This window comes from Allohahella marinimesophila (genome assembly GCF_039538005.1).
GTDB lineage: Bacteria > Pseudomonadota > Gammaproteobacteria > Pseudomonadales > Oleiphilaceae > Allohahella > Allohahella marinimesophila.
In genome coordinates this window covers 637,100-655,136 of record NZ_BAABBO010000001.1, presented here as the reverse complement: position 1 = coordinate 655,136, position 18,037 = coordinate 637,100, and the positions used below count along the sequence as shown (strand labels likewise).

Sequence of the window (18,037 nt, the reverse complement as noted above, 5' to 3'; positions counted from 1 at the left end):
GTAGCCAGATAAAGAATGAATCAATATTCATTGTATGTCAATCGAAGTCGGCCTGATCGGTCGGGACCTAGAATACGCTCAGCGGCCTTTCCTGGATGGCGGACTGCTGTTCACGGAGCTGGAGAATATGATCCCTCCAGTAGCGGGGGCTGTTGAACCAGGTAAATGCCTGTGGAAAAGCAGGATCCTGCCAGCGCTCGGCGATCCAGCCCGCGTGATGAATCATACGGATTGTTCGAAGGGCTTCGATCCAGCGCAGGCTCGGATAGTCGAATTCACGGAAGGTTTCATAGCCTTCGAGCACCTTATCCAGTTGCTGACACTGGGTTTCCCTGTCACCTGCGAGCAGCATCCAGATATCCTGCACCGGCGGCGCTATTCTGGCGTCATCAAAGTCGACCAGATTGAAATAGTCGTCGCGCCAGAGAATGTTGCCACGATGCAGGTCGCCGTGAATGCGTATGCCTGCTGCCAAATAACTGTCGTCGAGAATGGCACGGCAACGGGCCGTGAGGTCATCGACAATCGAGCGATAGGCCGGTAGCAGATCGGGCGGGAGGAAGTCCGCTTCGATGAGCGCCCGGCCGCGGCCAATAAAGTCGTCTGTCGTCAAAAGAGGTCGATGGAGAAACTTCGAGTTGGCGCCAATGTTGTGCATCTGTCCCAACAAACGACCCAGCATTTTCAGGGTCTCCGGCTGGTCGAGATCCGGTGCATGGCCACCACGGCGCTTGAAGACCGAGAAGCGGAACTCATCGTGCCGGTGCAGGGTCTGGCCGTTGAAATGCTCTGGCGGAACACAGGGCAGCTCAGCTTCAGTCAACTCGAGCTGAAAGGCATGCTCTTCAAGAATCTGCTCATCCGTCCAGCGCTCTGGGCGGTAGATCTTGAGAATGACTGGTTCAGACTGGTCGATACCGATCTGATACACACGGTTTTCATAGCTGTTCAATGCCGCCAACTGGCCATTACAGACCAGCCCCAGGGATTCCACAGCATCGAGGACGAGATCAGGGCTGATTCGTGCGAACGGGTGGACCGCAGCTTCGTCTTCTCGGTCGGTTGACACGTCGGTCATGCTATCTCCATTATTCAATGTGCACCTCGCCAGGGCCTGGACCCTGTTGGCGGGCGCTTGCGCTGCGTCACCCTAACGCTGGCCTGTTGAAAACGCCAGTGACGAAGCAACCATATGGAAAGATATCATGATCACTTCGAGCGTACCGAACGGCTACTTGGCCATCCTGCCCTGGAAAAGGCTCATGTTTGCCGCCGCAGGGCTCTGTCTTGCCGGCTCAGCGCTGGCTCTCGAACCACAGGAACCGCAAATGCGTCAGGTGAGTTTCAGCGTCGAGTCAGCGTCGAAAATAGATCAGGACCTCATCGAGGCGAGCCTGTACTACGAGACACAGAGACTGGAGGCTGCCGACGCCGCAGCTGAGGTCAACAACAAGATGGCAGAAGCCCTGAAGTTGCTCGAAGGGCGCGATGGTCTCGAGTACAGCACCCTCGCCTATCAGACTTACCCCGTGTATGAAAAAAGCAATATAGAAGGCTGGCGGGTCCGCCAGGTCCTGCAGGTGAGCGGACAGGACAAGACCGCCGTGACAGAGGCGTTGACAGCTCTGCAGAAGACGCTGTCGATCCAGTCACTGGAATTTGTGGTGTCGAGGGGAGCGCGAGAGGAAACGAACGCCCAGCTGACGAAGGATGTCCTGGCCAAATTCAAACAGCGGGCGCAGCTGATCAGCACGAGTATGGATGCTGCGACTTATGAAATCACCAGCATTCAGATTGATACCCAGGGCGGTAATCAACCAAATTATCCCCGAGCGGAGATGATGATGGCACGAGACAGCTCGGGCGGTTCTGGACCGGCTCTGGAGGCCGGCAAGGCCGAAATCGTGGTCAGTGCCAATGCCACGATAGAGCTGGTGTTCGATGGCGACAAGCGTTAGGTCAGATCAGCGTTGCCCGATCTCAATTACCTTGGGCAGCGCTGTCTTCTTCGTTCATGATCTGTTCTAACCGTTTGCCGACGGCTTCCGGGATCAGTACCTGCTCGATGGCATGAAGAACGCCGTTGCTGGCCTCGATATCGGACGCCAGCACCTTGATGCCATCAATTGATAACACGCCGCCCTTATGCATTATGGGCAGCGTCGCCCCATCCATCATTTCGACTTCCTTGCGCTCAGCCAACTGCTTCGCAGACAGTTCGCCCTTGATGACATGATGCTTCAGGAGGTCCGCGAGCGTGTCATGATCTTCACGCAGCGCATCGAACTGTTCTCTGGGAATGGCTGCAAAGGCCGCATTGGACGGCGCCAGAATGGTATACGGCCCTTCTCCACGAAGCACCTCCTCGAGACCGGCCGCTTTCACTGCCAGCACAAAGGTACTGAAATCGCCATGGGCAATAGCGACCCCAACGACATCCTTGTCACCCATCGCTTCGGTGGCTGCCGCGCCGCTACCATCGCCCACTTCGCCATCTTCGATATTGGAGGCAACCGCCAGCGCCGTGACCGGGCTCAGCGAAAACGAAAATGCAGCAGCCAGCAAAAAATCTTTGAGTTTCATCGCAGTGATCCTTTTTGTTTCGTCATTGTTTTTCATCCGGAACCGTCCTTCATCCAGTCAAGGGCAGCTCTGAACCTACAGGGTCCAACATGGCCGCATCATCACCACGACCTTACCTTTCGGTTATGTTTGGGGCGTTTTCCGTAAACACAACAGGCTCCAGGCCAGTAGTCCGGCTATTGCTCCGAGCATGTGGGCCTCATGAAGAACAGGTGCTCCAATCAAGGTTTCACTGACCCTGCTCACAGCGTTAGACCCAGCCGATGGCCAGATACCCGCCACAATCCGGAACAGAAAATAAATGACAGCGACGCCGAGTAATCCCAACCGCAGCATGCCCCGTGGATCAACCACCTGCCGTGCGCGCCGTGCTTCCTGCATTATTCCGGCGAGCAGCCCATACAGTATCTGCCCATACAGCACGCCACTGTAACCGGCGTACCACTGTACTTGTGGATAGAACAGAAACAGTCCGGCCGATATGACCAGCATCCCGAGCACTAGACACGCAGCCAGATCTCTGGCACTGCCATCCAGCAGCAGATAGCAGGCGGACAGCCCAAGCACGTTGACACCAAGATGCGCCCAGTTCAGATGGACAAGATGGGCTGTCAGCAAGCGATAATATTCTCCGCCCACAATAAGTTCGCGCTCATAACGAAATACGGAGCGCAGGCTCGACTCGCTCATTATCTGCTCAACGAGCTGAAAACCGCCGAGTATCACGATGGTGACTATCAGCCAAACCATCTTGGCGCTCAGCGGCCTAACGTTTTCCAGCATGTAAATCACCGTTTCGTGAAGGAGTTGGCGGCGTCAGTATGAAAGGGCGTGTCCTGATGACCCGTGTTCAGTTATCATCGAAAAGCCTGCGAAGGCACCTTCGAAACTAACAACGCAACTATAAATACAAAGCCGTCAGGTGACCTCATGCGCCCAGATTCCACGCTTCTGCCGAAACAGAGCAGACGCCGTTTTCTCACACACTCCGCCATGGTGCTCGCAGCCCCTGCTGCCAGCAGCCTGCTGGTGGGCTGTGCAGGCCCATCTGCCCGTGACGGCGGCGGCTTGCAAGCCAGGGAGTTCGACACGTCCTCGCCGTTCGTCCGCGGCATCTACCTTGATGAAGATGGTAGCAGATTCTTTCGTGCCGCTTCCCTTGCGGTCCTGCCGGAACTGGAACAGCCAGATGCCGAGACCATGGATAATCACCTGAGGCAGGTCGATACGGCCTTTGTCGCGTTCGGACCCGTCACCCAGAATGAATTTGCCGCACTCCTCTCCCTATTGACCTGGGCACCGACCAGAATGGGCGTAGCTGGTGTCTGGAGTGACTGGGAGACTGCCTCGCCGGCAGAGGTAGACGGCTTCCTCTCCGACTGGCGCAACAGCAGCTCGACCCTGCTGAATGCTGGCTACAACGGCATCGTCAAGATCATCAGCACGAGCTACTATGGTCAGCCCGAAAACTTCGCCAAAAGCGGTTATCCCGGTCCACCGGCCTTCGCTACCAGCAGTTTGCCGCAATTTCAGCGGGAGACCGCAGTATGAGCGTTCAGGATGTGATCACCCTTGGCCTGGAGCGCGGCTGGGCAGTCTATTCGGCGCGGCCAGAATCTGAAATTGATAACGCGAACCGAGATTTCATCAAGCCGGTCTCATCCATGCGCGAAGTCGAGTTCGATGTCATCGTGATTGGCACCGGCGCCGGGGGCGGCACCGCGGCCGAGACCTTTGCCGGACAGGGCCTGAGCGTGCTCATGCTCGAGGAAGGCCGTCTCCATAGTCTGAAAGACTTCAAGATGGAGGAGCTCTGGTCTTACGGCAACCTGTACCAGGAAGCGCTGGCGCGAACGACTGAAGATGCCGGCATTTCCATTATGCAAGGTCGAAGTGTCGGCGGCTCGACCACTGTCAACTGGACCTCAAGCTTCAGAACTCCAGAGAAAACGCTTGACCACTGGGCAGGCGCCCATCTTGTTGCCCAAAGCACGCCGAGCGAGATGCGGAGCTTTTTCGAAAACCGTGAACAGCGGCTCAATATTTCACCCTGGGCCGGTCTGCCGAATGAAAACAACGCTGTCCTGCAACGCGGTTGTCAAGCTCTCGGATGGTCCACCAGCCTGATTCCTCGCAATGTTCTCGGCTGCTGGAATCTGGGGTACTGTGGTTTTGGCTGCCCCACCAATGCCAAGCAATCCATGCTCACGACCACCATACCGGCTGCGCTCGACAAGGGCGCAACACTGATGACCAGCGTCAGGGCAGAGCGACTGATGCAGGTCGGCGACACTATTCGTGGTCTGGTGTGCCATCCGGTCGCCGTGAACCATGAAGTTGATGTCGACAGTGAAATCCTGCTCAAGGCTCGCCATTACGTGCTCGCCGCTGGCGCTATCGGTAGCCCGGCAGTACTTTTGCGATCCGGCGTGAGCGATCCCCACGAGCGCGCGGGCAAGCGGACTTTCCTGCACCCCGTGGTGGCCACGATCGCTGATATGGGCAAGCCTGTGGATCCCTACTACGGTGCTCCACAGTCTGTATACTCGGATGAATTTCTCTGGCGTGATGGCGTGACAGGGAAGATGGGTTACAAACTTGAAGTACCACCGCTGCATCCGTCACTGTCTGCTGGCGTCATTGGATTGCATGGCGAAGAACTGATGGATCGTATGCGTATGCTGCCGCAGATGAACTCGGTGCTGGCGTTGCTGCGCGACGGCTTCAACGACGAGAGCCAGGGGGGCGAAGTCTTTCTGAGGGATGGCGGCCACCCTGGGCTACGTTATGAACTGAACGATTATCTTTGGGAGGGCGCCAGGGATGCCTATCTGAAGATGGCAGAGGTGCAGTTCGCCGGAGGCGCGCGCTCAGTTCGACTGGTTCACCTCGACTCAGAAGACTACAGTAGCTGGTCAGCAGCCCGCGAGGCCATCGAGGCGATGCCCATGGCGGCCCAGCGCACCAAGCTGTTCAGTGCGCATGTCATGGGAGGATGTGCCATGGGCGAAAATCCTCGCGAAGCGGTAGTCGACAGCTATGGCCAGCATCATCAGATCAGCAACCTGAGTGTCATGGATGGCTCGGTCTTCCCCACCAGTATCGGGGCAAATCCTCAGTTATCCATCTACGGTCTGGTCTACCGCAACGCCTTGAGGCTTGCTCAGCAGCTAGCCTAAACCTGGCGTTTTGGCGGCTAGCTGTCATCGAAGCTGCCGAGGCGGTAGAAATCGAGCAACTGCCCTTCGGCCACGCTGTCATACTCGGGTACCACGGCCAGCCCTTCAGCCCAGCAAGCGGACATCAGCATGCCAGAGCTCTGATTGTCGAAAGGTGCTATTCGGCCATTCTCGATGCGAGCCCGGAGGAAGTCTCGCCGGATGGAGGGCTTGTCGCGGGTAAAGGCGGCCGGCAGTCTTTCCGCCCGGGGCCGCAGCATCTGCAGGCGTCTGTCAGGGGACGATTCGCTCACCCCCCTCCCCTGCAGCCATGAGATCAGAGGTCTCGCAAACACCAGGCTGCTCACGAAGGCCGCACCCGGGTTACCAGGAATACCCAGAAATGGAATCTTCCTGTGCTTGCCGAGGAGACCAAAAGCCAGCGGCTTACCCGGTTTCATGCGAATTTTCCAGAAGCCCAGCTCGCCCAACTGCTCCACCGCTGCCTTGATATGGTCTTCTTCACCAACAGACATTCCCCCCGTACTGATGACGAGATCGGCCTCGCGACTGGCGCGCTCGAGGCAGCTGATGCTGGCTTCGGGCGTATCAGCAATGATGCCGTAGTCAATGACATTGCAACCAATCGATTGCAGCCAGCTGGTGAGCAGATAGCGGTTACTGTTGTATATCTGGCCAGGCTGCAGAGGCCAGCCTGGTTCAACGAGTTCGTCTCCGGTCGACAGCAGGCCGACCTTCAGGCGCTCGAATACCGGCACGCTGTGCTGACCAATCGAGGCCAGTAGTCCCAGATGCCTTGGCTGCAGGAGCTGGCCAGCTTCAAGTACCGTGTTGCCGCTAGCGATATCCTGAGCTTTGGGGCGAACATTGCTCCCTGGCAACAAGGTTCCCGACTTGACCCGCGCGGGTACCAGGTCTGAGCCGTCGAGATCGACATCTTCCTGCATGACCACGCAATCAGCCCCAGGTGGGAGCGGCGCGCCGGTGAATAGCCTGATCGCTGTGCCAGCTTCGAGCGGCTCATCTGGTGCAGGATCCCCTGCTGCAATCCGTCCCACGACGGTAAGTGAGGCCAGCCTGCTATCAGCTGAACGAAGGGCGTAGCCATCGACAGCGCTGTTGTCGAAAGGCGGCACGTCGATCGCTGAATGGACCGACGAAGCCAGCACACGCCCCCTGGCTTCCAGCAGGGGCACCGTTTGCTGGACAGGCACAACGGCATGTGTAGCCACGATTTCAATCATCGCGTGGAGGGCTTCTTCTACAGAAGTAAGGTCATCTGGCGTCTGCAATCTGTTTCCTGTCTATCGAAGTTTCGGAGGATGATATGGATGTTCAGGCTAAGCGTTGCGGTAAGCAAGCGGCGATTTGCCCGTCAGGGTTTTGAAGCGTCTCGAAAAGGCGGCGGCCTCCCCGTATCCGAGCAGATCTGCGATGGCCGCGACCGGCAGGGTGGTCTCCCTTAAATATCGCATGGCCAGCTCTGTTCTGGCGGTATCCAGCAAGCCTCTGAAGCTTAAGTTCTTCTTGGCCAATCGGCGTTGAAGTGTGCGAACAGGCACATGCAGAAGTTGGGCGAACTGCTGAATCGACACATCACCTAGCGGTATGCATTGTCTCAGCGCAATTTCCAGTCGACCGACCAGATCAGGAGCCCGCTGTAGCGCCTGCTGCTTCAGCAAGGTATCCCTGAAGGAGAGCAAGAGCGTGGCGTCAGGACTGACCCGGCGGTTGAGCAGCTGCAATGGGAATACAACAACATTACTGTCCTGGTTGAACAGTACCGGACAGCCAAACACAGCCCTATAACGGCTTGCATCCTCAGGCCTGACCTGATGCGCCAGATAGACCGAAACACCCGGCAGCGAGCCACCGACCAGACGGCCCACGATCGAAAGCCCCAGGGCCAGGGTCAGGTCGATGACCTGGGCCGCGCGACCTTCATGACTCACCAGCGGTGTGTAGACCACCATGACTTGCTGGCCGTCGATACTGTAATCGATCTGGCCCGACTGGCTGTGAACATACAGGAAGCGCCGCAGTAGCTGTAGTGCCTCGCCAAGCGTACTGCAGGCGCAGAGCAGATTACCGACGACGCCCAAAATGGCGATGCTCTGCCTCGCAGACAGCTCCAGGCCGAAAGTGGGCCGCCCACTCTCCGTTGCAGTGATCTCCAGCAACTTGCAGAAGCGATCCGCGGAAACCAGCAAATCGTCATTCTGAAGCACGTTCTCCGGCAAGCCACAACGCGCCATCAGCGCAGCCGTATTCACCCCTGACTCACTGGCGAGCCCGGCATACCCATAAAGACTGGCTGAGCGAACGAATAAATTCATTGGCGCAATTTATCAAAAACTGTCGCAATTTGTCATGCGCGGATTTCTGAATCTTTTATGCTCGCCAGAGATCTCATGAGAAGTCCCCTGGTCCGAACGAAGGTAGCTCAGCATGACAAAACAAGAACAGCTGCACCATCCCGAGCATTATGACCTCATCATCACCAATGGTCTGGTGTTTTCAGGTGACGACGAAGCGCCAAGAAATGCCTGCGTCCACATCCGTGATGGCCGCGTCAGCAGAATCAGTCCCACGCAACTTGGCAGCGCCAGCCATGTCATCGATGCCAGCGGCTCATGGGTCACCCCTGGCTTCATTGACTCCCACACTCATTACGACGCCGAGGCCTTGATATCCCCGGGCCTGACTGAATCGGTCCGCCATGGCATCACGACAGTGTTCATCGGCAGCTGTTCCATTAGCATGATTCTCAACGATCCTGAAGACACTGCAGACATGTTCACCCGGGTGGAAGCCGTGCCCAGGGAAGCTGTGCTGCCAGTGCTGCAGAAGCAGAAAAGCTGGCGCGATGTCGAGGCCTACACGCGTTTCTATGACCAGCACCCGACTGGGCCGAACATCGCCAGCTATCTTGGCCATTCAGACCTTCGGGCCGCCGTCATGGGGCTTGGCCGGGCGACCACACAAGGCGAAGTGCCGACAGAGACTGAGCTGAAGCAGATGACCGGGTTGCTCGAATCTGCGCTGGACCACGGCTTGCTGGGCCTATCGACCATGACCACCAAGTGGGACAAGATCGACGGTGACCGTTATCGAAGCGCCTCGCTGCCCTCGACCTACGCCCACTGGAAGGAGTTTCGTGCGCTCAACAGCGTCCTGCGCGAGCGTGAACGGGTGCATCAAGGCGCACCGAACATCGTGACCAAATGGAATACGGTGCTGTTCATGTTCGAAAGCATGGGGCTGATGAGAAAGCGGCTGAAAACGACATTGATCACGCTGATGGACAGCAAGGCCAATCCGGGCCTGGTCGGCCTGATCAGCAATACCACACGCCAGCTCAACCGCTTTTTCAATGCCGACTTCAGGTGGCAGGCGCTGCCCAACACCTTCGAGGTGTACGCTGATGGTATGGACCTGGTAGTTTTCGAAGAGTTTGGCAGCGGTGAAGCCGCGCTGCACCTCAAGACAGAAATTGAACGCAATGAGTTGCTAAGCGACGTCAATTACAGACGACAGTTCCGCAAGGATTACGAGAAGAAATGGGGGGGTCGCGTATGGCATCGCGATTTTGGCGATGCCCTCATCTCTGGGTGCCCCGACAAGACCCTGATTGGTCGCAGTTTTGGCTCGATCGCGCTGGAGCGCAAGCTGCACCCAGCTGATCTCTTCCTCGATCTCGTCATTGAATATGGCGCCAAGCTGCGCTGGCACACGGTCATCGCCAACCACAGACCGCATGTGGTCGAGCAGATTGTTCAGTCCCCCGACGTGATCATCAGTTTTTCAGACGCAGGCGCCCACCTTCGCAACATGGCCTTCTACAACTTTGGTCTGCGCCTGCTGCAGATTGCAGCCGTACAGAAGCCGGCGAAGCTCAGCGTTCAGCGTGCGGTACATCGACTCACCGGGGAGCTGGCCGACTGGTTCAATCTGGATGTCGGTCATCTGCGCGAGGGTGCGCGAGCGGATATCGCCATTATCGACCCCGCAAAACTGCATCAACCGCTCGACGCTTATGCGGAAGCGCAGTTCGATGGCATCGATTCGCTGCAGCGCATGGTGAACCGCCCGGATGACTGCGTGACCCATACCATCATCAACGGCAACATTGCCTATGAGGCCGGACGCTTCGCGGGAGACTTCGGCAGGGCCCGAAACTATGGCTGTTTCCTGCGCGCTGGCGAGCCGGCTCCTGCAGGATACTCGGCCGGCAGCGAAGCCAGAAAGGCGCCCCCGGTCGAAACGAATACTTCAAGGGCATCTGTGGAGCGCACTGCTGTATGACAACCGGGACACCCATGGTCAGGTTCGGCACCGACGCTGTGCGGATAAGCGGGTCGGGAGCACCCGCTCTGTTTTTGCATGGTGTACCCGATACCAGCGCCCTCTGGGAAGATGTGATCGTTGGTGTGGAAGATCGGTTCCACTGCTTTGCGCCCGACTTGCCGGGCTTTGGCGAATCCGAGCTCCCCGAAGGCTTCAGCTTCGACTTACGGGCCTACGGTCAACACATCAACCGACTTGTAGAGGCCTGCGGCATCGAGACACCCTTGACGCTGGTCCTGCACGACTGGGGTGCCATATTCGGCCTCAGCTTTGCGGCGCAGTTCCCCGACAAGGTCGCCGCCATTGTCGGGGCCAGCTTTCCCTTTTCGCATCTCTATCGCTGGCACACCTGGGCGAGGATCTGGCAAACGCCCGGGCTTGGCGAACTGTCGATGCTGATGATGAATCACCCGCTGTTCAGTCATGAGATCCGCCGAGGCAGTAAGAATCTGGATACCGCCACCATTCGGCGGATGTTCGCATCCGCCAACAGGCCCACCACCAAGGCGACTATTCTGAAGCTGTACCGATCTGCCCCACCGTACGCCTTCACTGAACTGCAGGCGGAACTGAGACGGCATATCGACGCATCGCGCATTCAGCTGCTCTGGGGCGATAGCGATCCATATATTCCCAGCCATTTTGGCCGACAGATTCCACATGAGCGTATAGTAATAGTTGAAGGCTGTGGGCACTGGCTTCCGTCAGAATACCCGGAAGCAGTAATACGGACATTGACCACGATACTGACAGACTCATTGAGAGGGACCTCGCGTGAACTCACATCGGTTTCAGCCACACTCGCTCCTCACCAGCGCCCACCTGCAGACGATCTGGAGTCAGCTCACCCGCACAAAACCACTGGTGTGGCGTGACAGGGAACGCCTGCATACACCGGATGGTGATTTTCTCGATCTCGACTGGCACGTACCGCAGGTAGCACTCAAGACTGATCTTCAGCCGATTACCGCAGTGCTGTTTCACGGGCTGACAGGCTCGAGTGACAGTCTCTACGTACTCGGCTTGCAGAAGGCCCTTGGGCAGGTCGGCATCGCCAGCGTCGCCGTGAATTTCAGAGGATGCTCAGGCACACCCAACTGGTTACCCCGTGGCTATCATTCTGGTGACACTGAAGACGTCGAGTTGGTGATGCAACACGTCAGGTTGCGCTTCCCCGAGCATTTCATCGCTGCCGTAGGCTACTCCATGGGCGGTAATGCGCTGTGCAAATGGTTTGGCGAGCAGCGCGATGCTGCCTGCGCAGACGCCGGCGTCATTGTCTCTGCGCCCTTCGATCTGGTCGCCTGCGCCAATCACATGGATGAAGGCATCAGCCGTGTCTATCGTAATCAGCTCGTCGGTGGCTGCCTGGAATATATCGCCGCGAAAAAGCGGATGTTCCAGTTTCTGAGTCAACGCAGCGGCGCCAGAGAGCCATGGCATTCACGCTTTGAACAAATGGAAGCGCTTGGCAGCGACGAGACACTGGCGGGCATCAAGAGTTTCTGGGATTTCGACAGACTGATCACTGCGCCGCTAAATAACTTCAGTTCGGCCCGCGACTACTATGAACGGAGTTCAGCGAAATACTTCCTGCCGAAAGTTACTCGCCCACTGTGGGTCATCCACTCCCGGGACGATCCCTTTATGCCGGAATCATCAGCGCCCAGTGAAGAAGGCTGCCCTCCAAACATCCGCTTCGACATCAGCTCTGGCGGCGGCCACCTCGGGTTTATCTCGGAACAGCTGACCGTTGGCCTGCAGGGGCATATCCCTTCGCTACGAAGATCGTCTTTCTGGCTCGAGGAAGTCATTCCAAAGTGGATCGAGAAACAGGCGGCAGAGCAACCACAGTCGAGTCAGGCGCCTACGGGACTTGTGGCGACACCATAATGCTGGCGGTGGCCGACAATGAGTCAGGGAAAAACAGAAGGAAGCGAGAAAAGGTGGCGGAGGGACAGGGATTCGAACCCTGGATAGGCTATAAACCTATGCCGGTTTTCAAGACCGGTGCATTCAACCGCTCTGCCATCCCTCCGTCGGGACTTCACCAGTGTGAGCGGGGTGAAGAAGCGCGTAATAATACGTTATCTTCAGGCAGTGTCAACCTGAATGCACGAGTTCTTGGCGCTGACGCCTCCTGAGCTCCGGTGCGTTCTCTACATGCAGCAAATTACACCAAATTAAGCACTATCGTGACCGCCAGCATTGAATTTGCGCCCGGTGTCTATATTATAAAAGCAGTTCGAGTTGAACCTTTGCTGGCGCTGGGCGCCGGTAAAGCAGCATTTAAGCATGTCTTTGGAGGACTGTATGCAGGACAGACGTTATCAACAGGGTTACAACCTGGCGGCCGCAGGAGCAGGCTCAACGCCTGTCGTCGATAGCGACACCGCCAATACTGTTCTCAAGAACACCTACTGGCTCCTGGGCATGACCCTGGCGTTTTCGGCGTTTACGGCATTTATCTCAAGCGGAATGGCCTTCAATCCGGTCGTGCACTTTGGTGCATTGATTGGCGCGCTGGTCATCAGCTTCGTCATCAACAAGGTGGCGAACAGTGTCTGGGGTCTCGTGCTCGCATTTGCGTTCACTGGCCTCCTCGGCCTCACCATTGGCCCGATTGTTGGCACGCTCGTAGCCGCTGGCCAGGGACAAATGGTCACGACAGCCCTGGGACTGACAGCCTTTGCCTTCTTTGGTCTGAGCGGCACCGCGCTGGTCACCAAGAAAGACTTCAGCTTCCTGAGCAGCTTCGTCACGATCGGCTTCTTCGTTATTCTCGGCGCTTTCATCCTGAATCTGTTCCTGCAGATCCCGGCTGTAGCCCTGGCCATCTCGGTAGCCATCATCCTGATGTCATCAGCAGCGATCCTGTGGCAGACCAGCGCCATTGTTCGTGGTGGTGAAACGAACTACATCCTGGCCGCGGTCAGCCTGTATGCTTCGATCTACAACATCTTCATGAGCCTGCTGCATATCCTCATGGCTTTCGGCGGCGACGACTGATAGACCTGTCAAGCGAAGCCCGGCACTGCCGGGCTTTTTTATGCCTGCCATTTGATGAATTGACAGTCAGATCAGCCGCCTACCCCGGGGCTTTATGCTACAGTACAAGATGAGTCGGCCCGCTAGCCCGTAGCCGAATGCAAGGGGATCTGAACCGTGTCATCTCTCACCTACAGCCTGCTGGTGATGTCTGCACCGCTTGGTCACCAGGCACCATACACCGCAGAACAGTTCTGTCGTGCGGCCATCGCCCGAGGCCATCGTATCTTCAGGGTTTTTTTCTACCACGACGGTGTTTACAACGCCCTCTCGACGGCGGTCCCGCCACAAGATGCTGCGCAGCTTCCAGCAGGCTGGCGGGAGCTGCGAGAGCGACACGATATCGCCCTCACCGTCTGTATTGCCAGCGCACTGAAAAAGGGGGTCGTCGATGCCGGCGAGGCCAAGCGCTACGAACTCGACGCGGTTACCCTCGACAGCCATTTTGAAATTGCAGGCCTGGGCGACTGGATAGAAGCTACTCAGGTGTCGGATCGCATCCTGACATTCGCCCGCTAAGGAGTCCCTATGCAGCATAGCCGCCACCTCGCTTTCGTCTTTCTCAAGCCACCTTACGGCCGCAGTCTGGCAGCCGATGGCCTCGACATGCTGCTGGCAACAGCCGCCTTCGACCAGAAAATCACCGCAATCTTTCTTGGTTCCGGACTGTTCAACCTGCTGCCGGGCCAAAGCCACGATATCAACATGAAAAATCAGACCAAGGCCTTTGCCTCCCTGCCACTGTTCGATGTCGCCAAGGTGCTGGTAGATGAGCGTGAGATCGTGCGCTATGGCCTGCATGTCGAGCAGTTCCTGTTGCCGGTCACCCCGGTTTCACTCGCCAGCGTTCGTGAACATCTGCACGCTGCCGACCACGTCCACAGCTTCTAGGCCACCGCTCATGCTGCATATATTCACCCTGGGACTCGACGCGGGAAGCCAGCTCGAGCACTGTCTTGCGCTCATGGGATCGAAGGACGCGCTGCTGCTGATCGAAGACGGTGTGTACTGGTCTCATCCCAGCGAAGCCAGCGGACGCCTCTGGGCCGCACTAGGGCTGGCCAACGATCTTGATCCCCAGTGCTACCAGGCGCCCGGTGAACCCACGCCTGCTTTTGCGACTGAGCCTCATCAGGTCATGGTGCTAAAGGCCGACTGCACCGCCCGTGGCATCGCGGACGCCAGCCTACCCGGAGATGCTGGCAGATGCTTCCAGCTGATAGATTTTGATCGTTTCGTGGAGCTGACAGAGCACCACATACAGTCCATGACCTGGTACTGATCATTCCGATGAGCAGTATCCCTGGCGTTGAGCCACAAACCGACAAGGAAGGATTTCTACGCAATATCGCCGACTGGTCCGAAACAGTCGCCCGTCAGCTGGCACAACAATCAGACATCGAGCTCGAGCGGGCCCATCTCGAACTCCTGCTCGCTGCCCGTACTTACTATGAGCTTTACGGCCAGGCTCCGCTGGCACGCAGTTTTGTTCGCTACCTTCAGCAGAGTACCCCTGAATTCAGCAGCATGAGCCTGATGCACTTGTTTCCACCTTCCTCCACGGCCGGCAGCTCGATCAAGCAGATCTGCCGCATGGCCGGTTTGCCGAAACCGCCTGGCTGTCTCTGAATCCGAAATTGTGTCGACGATCCGACAATCTGGTCTTCGAATGTTTGCTAGCACCTGCGATCTAGGCCACTCTTAGCCCTTCTTTGAACAAAAACAAAAATGCCAATCGGAGCATCTCTTGAGTACCAAGCCCTCAGTCAATCCTGCATCCGCCGCCCATGTCGGCAAACAGGCCGATAACGCCTGGAGCGTTCTCTTCCTGCTTTTCCTGGTCAATCTGCTGAATTTTTTCGATCGCACCATTCCGGCTGTCGTTCTGGAACCAATGCGTATCGAGTTCGATCTCAACGATTTGCAGCTCGGCATTATTGGCGCAGCGTTCACGGTGGTGTATGCGATTGCAGGTATCCCGTTGGGAAGGCTGTCTGACACAGGCACCAGAAAAAAAGTCCTGGCGGCTGGACTGACAGTCTGGAGTGGCCTGACAGCCGCCACAGGCATGGCAGGAAGTTTCATGACCCTGCTCCTCGCCCGGATGGGTGTGGGTGTTGGCGAGGCCAGCTGCGCACCCGCTGCCACCTCACTCATCGGTGACCTCTTTCCCGCAAACAAGCGCTCACGCGCGATGGGGGTCTTCATGCTCGGACTGCCGCTCGGCCTCGTACTAGCATTCTTCACGGTCGGTGCCATGGTCAAGGCCTTCGATAGCTGGCGAGCACCGTTCTTCATAGCCGCGATACCCGGCCTGATACTGGCAGTCGTCATCCTGTTCATGAAGGAACCTGCGCGCGGTGCTGCCGAGGAAACGGCGCTTGGGCAGAATGTACTCGACAAGCCACTTCGTCGTGTCCTGAGCATTCCCACAATGTGGTGGATCATTCTTTCCGGCGTTGCCGTCAACTTTGCTGCGTATGCCGGCAACGGCTATCTGGTCGCCCTCCTGCAACGCTATTACGAGCTCCCCATCGAGCAAGCGGCCATGCTGACCGGTCTCATTGTGGGTGTCACGGGACTGATTGGTCTGACCGTCGGCGGACAGATATCGGATCGAATTCATATGCGCAGCCAGACCGGACGGCTCAACTACGGCGCGCTGTGCATGGTGATAGCGGCCCTGGCAACAGGCTTTGCGCTTGACGGCGACAATGGTGTGATCGCGTTCTCTGTGCTCTTCGGCATTGGCTGGCTGACCTACTACAGCTACTACACCACGGTTTACCCAGCACTGCAGGACGTCGTGGAGCCGCGGCTACGGGCCACTGCCATGGCCTTGTACTTCGCGGGCATGTACCTGCTCGGCGGCGCCTTTGGCCTCGTGGTGGTGGGCGGCCTGTCCGACTACCTGGCAAATGAGGCCATGATGGCTGCGGGCGCGCTCGAAATGACTGAAGGATTCAGAGCGATCGGACTTCACGGGGCCATGTATCTCGTGCCGGTGACCCTTGGTATTACTGCGATCTTCGTCTTCCTGGCGGGCCGGTCCTTCCGCAAGGATCACCTGCGCATGCTCGATCAGATGAAAAGCTAAGGGGACCTCTCGACAGCAGCTTTACTTCCAAGGCCACTTCGCAGCCAGTACACTGGGAACACCACCCACCCTGCGGAGCCCGGCCTTGGATTCAACTGATTCGAATTCAGCAGTCACCAAAACCAATTTTCTCGAACGCAACGAACATAGCTTCGCGCAATACATCCGCATTCTTGGCAAGGGCAAGCGCGGTACCCGCTCGTTCAGTAGGGAAGAGGCCTGCGCAGCGATGGGACAGATACTCGATGGTCAGGTGCTGGATCTGCAGCTGGGCGCCTTTCTGATGCTATTGCGGGTCAAGGAAGAAACACCAGATGAGATTGCAGGCTTCGTCGAAGCTGCCCAGATAGAACTCGATACCCGAACCCACAATGCATTTACCGACATTCCGGTCGATCTCGACTGGAGCTCCTATGCCGGAAAGCGCCGACATGTGCCCTGGTTTCTGCTATCAATCAAGGCTTTGGCTTCTGCAGGCCATAGAATCTTCGTGCATGGTGCGGCTGGGCACACGCATGGCCGCCTCTATACCCAGGATCTTGCAGCGTCACTGCATATCCCCCTTGCATCAGACCCTGGCGAGGCAGCCTCCGCGCTCGATAAATACAACTGCGTGTTCATGCCGTTGAAGATGATCTGGCCCCGGCTGGAAGACATCATTCAGATGCGTTCGATACTCGGCTTGAGGTCGCCCATTCACTCGATGGCGCGACTATTGAACCCCTGTCGCGCACCGGCCGTCATCCAGGGCGTGTTCCATCCGCCCTATCTGGCCATTCACCAGCATGCAGGGCTAGCCCTTGGTTACAGGAGCACGCTGGTCATCAAGGGGGAAGGTGGTGAGATCGAGCGTAATCCGGACGCGAAAACCCTTGCTCACTGGACGCGCCCTGAGCAGGACCCATCGCACGGCATCGATGAGCTGCCTCCTCTATTCGAGCGACGGCACATGAAGCCGGATACGCTCGACCCATCGGCCCTCAATGCCATGTGGCGGGGCGAACTTGATGATGAGTACGGAGAGGCTGCAGTCATTTCGACCATTGAACTGGGACTGAGAGCCGTCAAGCCAGAGTCAGAGGGTCTGGCGGAAGAGGCTCGGAAGATCTGGGCAGAAAGAGACAAGTCCCTGGTGGCGCCTTATGGGCAACATGAGAGTTGCCCCCTGGGCTAGTCACTGATGTAAGACACCAAGGCCTACTTGTAGTAGGCGTTTGCCGTTTCGCTGTGATCCGTGACGTCGCGAACAGCGGCCAGCTCGGGCACCTGCTCCTTGAGCGTTTTCTCAACGCCACTCTTCAAGGTGATATCCACTGCTGAGCAACCCTGGCAACCACCGCCAAATTTCAGCACCGCCACTTTGTCTTCGGTCACCTCGACCAGGCTGACTTCCCCGCCATGGGAGGCCAGGCCTGGATTGATTTCCGAATAAAGGATGTAATTGATGCGATCGGCCAGTGGGGCATCGGCGCCGACCCTGGGCGCCTTGGCGTTCGGCGCCTTGATGGTGAGCTGACCACCAAAGCGTTCGGTATTGAAATCGACCACCGCATCTTCAAGATACGGCAGGCTTGGCGTATCGAGATACAACATGAAATGTTCGAGCGGCACCTTTTCATCCGTCTCGATGACTTCTTCTGGTTTGCAGTAGGCAAGGCAGGTTTCTGCCTGACGCGTGCCAGGTTGCGTGACAAAGACGCGAACCGCCATGCCCTCGACATCCTGCTTTTTCAGCAACTGACCCAGGTACTCTTGTGCGCTCTCGCTGATAGTTACCATGATG

At 57.4% G+C, this 18,037-nt stretch carries 19 protein-coding genes and 1 tRNA gene; 13 read left to right on the top strand and 7 right to left on the bottom strand.

Features of this window, described 5'->3' with window-relative positions:
• Nucleotides 1-67: 67 nt before the first annotated feature.
• Nucleotides 68-1,078 (bottom strand): serine/threonine protein kinase, encoded by a 1,011-nt coding sequence (locus tag ABD735_RS02910; RefSeq protein ID WP_344803105.1) that lies wholly within the window; start codon nt 1,076-1,078, stop codon nt 68-70.
• Nucleotides 1,079-1,205: 127 nt separating this feature from the next.
• Here ABD735_RS02910 and ABD735_RS02905 point away from each other — a divergent pair, with 127 nt between their 5' ends.
• On the top strand, nt 1,206-1,958 hold the full coding sequence (locus ABD735_RS02905; protein ID WP_344803103.1) for an SIMPL domain-containing protein: 753 nt from the start codon (nt 1,206-1,208) through the stop codon (nt 1,956-1,958).
• 22 nt (nt 1,959-1,980) lie between these two features.
• Here the strand turns inward: ABD735_RS02905 and ABD735_RS02900 are convergent, their stop codons facing one another.
• Together ABD735_RS02900 and rrtA are read right to left on the bottom strand one after the other, a co-directional pair.
• The gene (locus tag ABD735_RS02900) at nt 1,981-2,583 is read right to left on the bottom strand and encodes a fasciclin domain-containing protein (protein ID WP_344803101.1); all 603 of its coding nucleotides are present in this window, start codon (nt 2,581-2,583) and stop codon (nt 1,981-1,983) included.
• Between the two features lie 123 nt (nt 2,584-2,706).
• Entirely contained in the window at nt 2,707-3,366 is a 660-nt protein-coding gene (rrtA, locus tag ABD735_RS02895; protein WP_344803099.1) for a rhombosortase, read from the bottom strand.
• Between the two features lie 147 nt (nt 3,367-3,513).
• Here rrtA and ABD735_RS02890 point away from each other — a divergent pair, with 147 nt between their 5' ends.
• Both ABD735_RS02890 and ABD735_RS02885 read left to right on the top strand, forming a co-directional pair.
• Complete coding sequence (locus ABD735_RS02890) at nt 3,514-4,134, top strand: hypothetical protein (protein WP_344803097.1); 621 nt, start codon at nt 3,514-3,516, stop codon at nt 4,132-4,134.
• Nucleotides 4,131-5,762, top strand: a complete 1,632-nt coding sequence (locus tag ABD735_RS02885) for a GMC family oxidoreductase N-terminal domain-containing protein (RefSeq protein ID WP_344803095.1) — start codon at nt 4,131-4,133, stop codon at nt 5,760-5,762. The genes ABD735_RS02890 and ABD735_RS02885 overlap by 4 nt, the downstream gene beginning before the upstream one ends.
• A 17-nt stretch (nt 5,763-5,779) precedes the next feature.
• Here the strand turns inward: ABD735_RS02885 and ABD735_RS02880 are convergent, their stop codons facing one another.
• Together ABD735_RS02880 and ABD735_RS02875 are read right to left on the bottom strand one after the other, a co-directional pair.
• Nucleotides 5,780-7,054 (bottom strand): molybdopterin molybdotransferase MoeA, encoded by a 1,275-nt coding sequence (locus ABD735_RS02880; RefSeq protein ID WP_344803093.1) that lies wholly within the window; start codon nt 7,052-7,054, stop codon nt 5,780-5,782.
• Nucleotides 7,055-7,102: 48 nt separating this feature from the next.
• Nucleotides 7,103-8,098, bottom strand: a complete 996-nt coding sequence (locus ABD735_RS02875; RefSeq protein ID WP_344803091.1) for an AraC family transcriptional regulator — start codon at nt 8,096-8,098, stop codon at nt 7,103-7,105.
• A gap of 112 nt (nt 8,099-8,210) precedes the next feature.
• Here ABD735_RS02875 and ABD735_RS02870 point away from each other — a divergent pair, with 112 nt between their 5' ends.
• From ABD735_RS02870 to ABD735_RS02860, 3 genes are read left to right on the top strand one after another with little or no spacing between them, the layout of a single operon-like run.
• Nucleotides 8,211-10,067 (top strand): N-acyl-D-amino-acid deacylase family protein, encoded by a 1,857-nt coding sequence (locus ABD735_RS02870; RefSeq protein ID WP_344803088.1) that lies wholly within the window; start codon nt 8,211-8,213, stop codon nt 10,065-10,067.
• On the top strand, nt 10,064-10,984 hold the full coding sequence (locus tag ABD735_RS02865; protein ID WP_344803086.1) for an alpha/beta fold hydrolase: 921 nt from the start codon (nt 10,064-10,066) through the stop codon (nt 10,982-10,984). The genes ABD735_RS02870 and ABD735_RS02865 overlap by 4 nt, the downstream gene beginning before the upstream one ends.
• Entirely contained in the window at nt 10,884-12,002 is a 1,119-nt protein-coding gene (locus tag ABD735_RS02860) for a hydrolase (RefSeq protein ID WP_344803084.1), read from the top strand. The genes ABD735_RS02865 and ABD735_RS02860 overlap by 101 nt, the downstream gene beginning before the upstream one ends.
• Before the next feature lie 54 nt (nt 12,003-12,056).
• On the opposite strand, the gene ABD735_RS02855 is transcribed toward ABD735_RS02860, so the two are convergent.
• Nucleotides 12,057-12,147: transfer RNA gene (locus ABD735_RS02855), tRNA-Ser, on the bottom strand.
• 275 nt (nt 12,148-12,422) lie between these two features.
• Between ABD735_RS02855 and ABD735_RS02850 the strand changes: the two genes are divergently transcribed.
• The 7 genes from ABD735_RS02850 (at nt 12,423) to ABD735_RS02820 (ending at nt 17,428) form a co-directional block, all read left to right on the top strand.
• A complete protein-coding gene (locus tag ABD735_RS02850) occupies nt 12,423-13,118 on the top strand; it encodes a Bax inhibitor-1/YccA family protein (protein WP_344803082.1) in 696 nt (231 codons plus the stop codon).
• Nucleotides 13,119-13,274: 156 nt separating this feature from the next.
• Complete coding sequence (gene tusD, locus ABD735_RS02845; RefSeq protein WP_344803080.1) at nt 13,275-13,676, top strand: sulfurtransferase complex subunit TusD; 402 nt, start codon at nt 13,275-13,277, stop codon at nt 13,674-13,676.
• A gap of 9 nt (nt 13,677-13,685) precedes the next feature.
• Complete coding sequence (gene tusC, locus ABD735_RS02840) at nt 13,686-14,048, top strand: sulfurtransferase complex subunit TusC (protein WP_344803078.1); 363 nt, start codon at nt 13,686-13,688, stop codon at nt 14,046-14,048.
• A gap of 10 nt (nt 14,049-14,058) precedes the next feature.
• The gene (locus tag ABD735_RS02835) at nt 14,059-14,439 is read left to right on the top strand and encodes a DsrH/TusB family sulfur relay protein (RefSeq protein WP_344803076.1); all 381 of its coding nucleotides are present in this window, start codon (nt 14,059-14,061) and stop codon (nt 14,437-14,439) included.
• 8 nt (nt 14,440-14,447) lie between these two features.
• Nucleotides 14,448-14,786 (top strand): TusE/DsrC/DsvC family sulfur relay protein, encoded by a 339-nt coding sequence (locus ABD735_RS02830; protein WP_344803075.1) that lies wholly within the window; start codon nt 14,448-14,450, stop codon nt 14,784-14,786.
• 118 nt (nt 14,787-14,904) lie between these two features.
• Nucleotides 14,905-16,254 carry a spinster family MFS transporter gene (locus tag ABD735_RS02825; protein ID WP_344803073.1) on the top strand — a complete coding sequence of 450 codons (1,350 nt, stop codon included), beginning with the start codon at nt 14,905-14,907 and terminating at the stop codon, nt 16,252-16,254.
• 85 nt (nt 16,255-16,339) lie between these two features.
• Nucleotides 16,340-17,428, top strand: a complete 1,089-nt coding sequence (locus ABD735_RS02820; RefSeq protein WP_344803071.1) for a glycosyl transferase family protein — start codon at nt 16,340-16,342, stop codon at nt 17,426-17,428.
• Between the two features lie 23 nt (nt 17,429-17,451).
• On the opposite strand, the gene nfuA is transcribed toward ABD735_RS02820, so the two are convergent.
• Entirely contained in the window at nt 17,452-18,033 is a 582-nt protein-coding gene (gene nfuA, locus ABD735_RS02815) for a Fe-S biogenesis protein NfuA (protein WP_344803069.1), read from the bottom strand.
• Nucleotides 18,034-18,037: the final 4 nt, after the last annotated feature.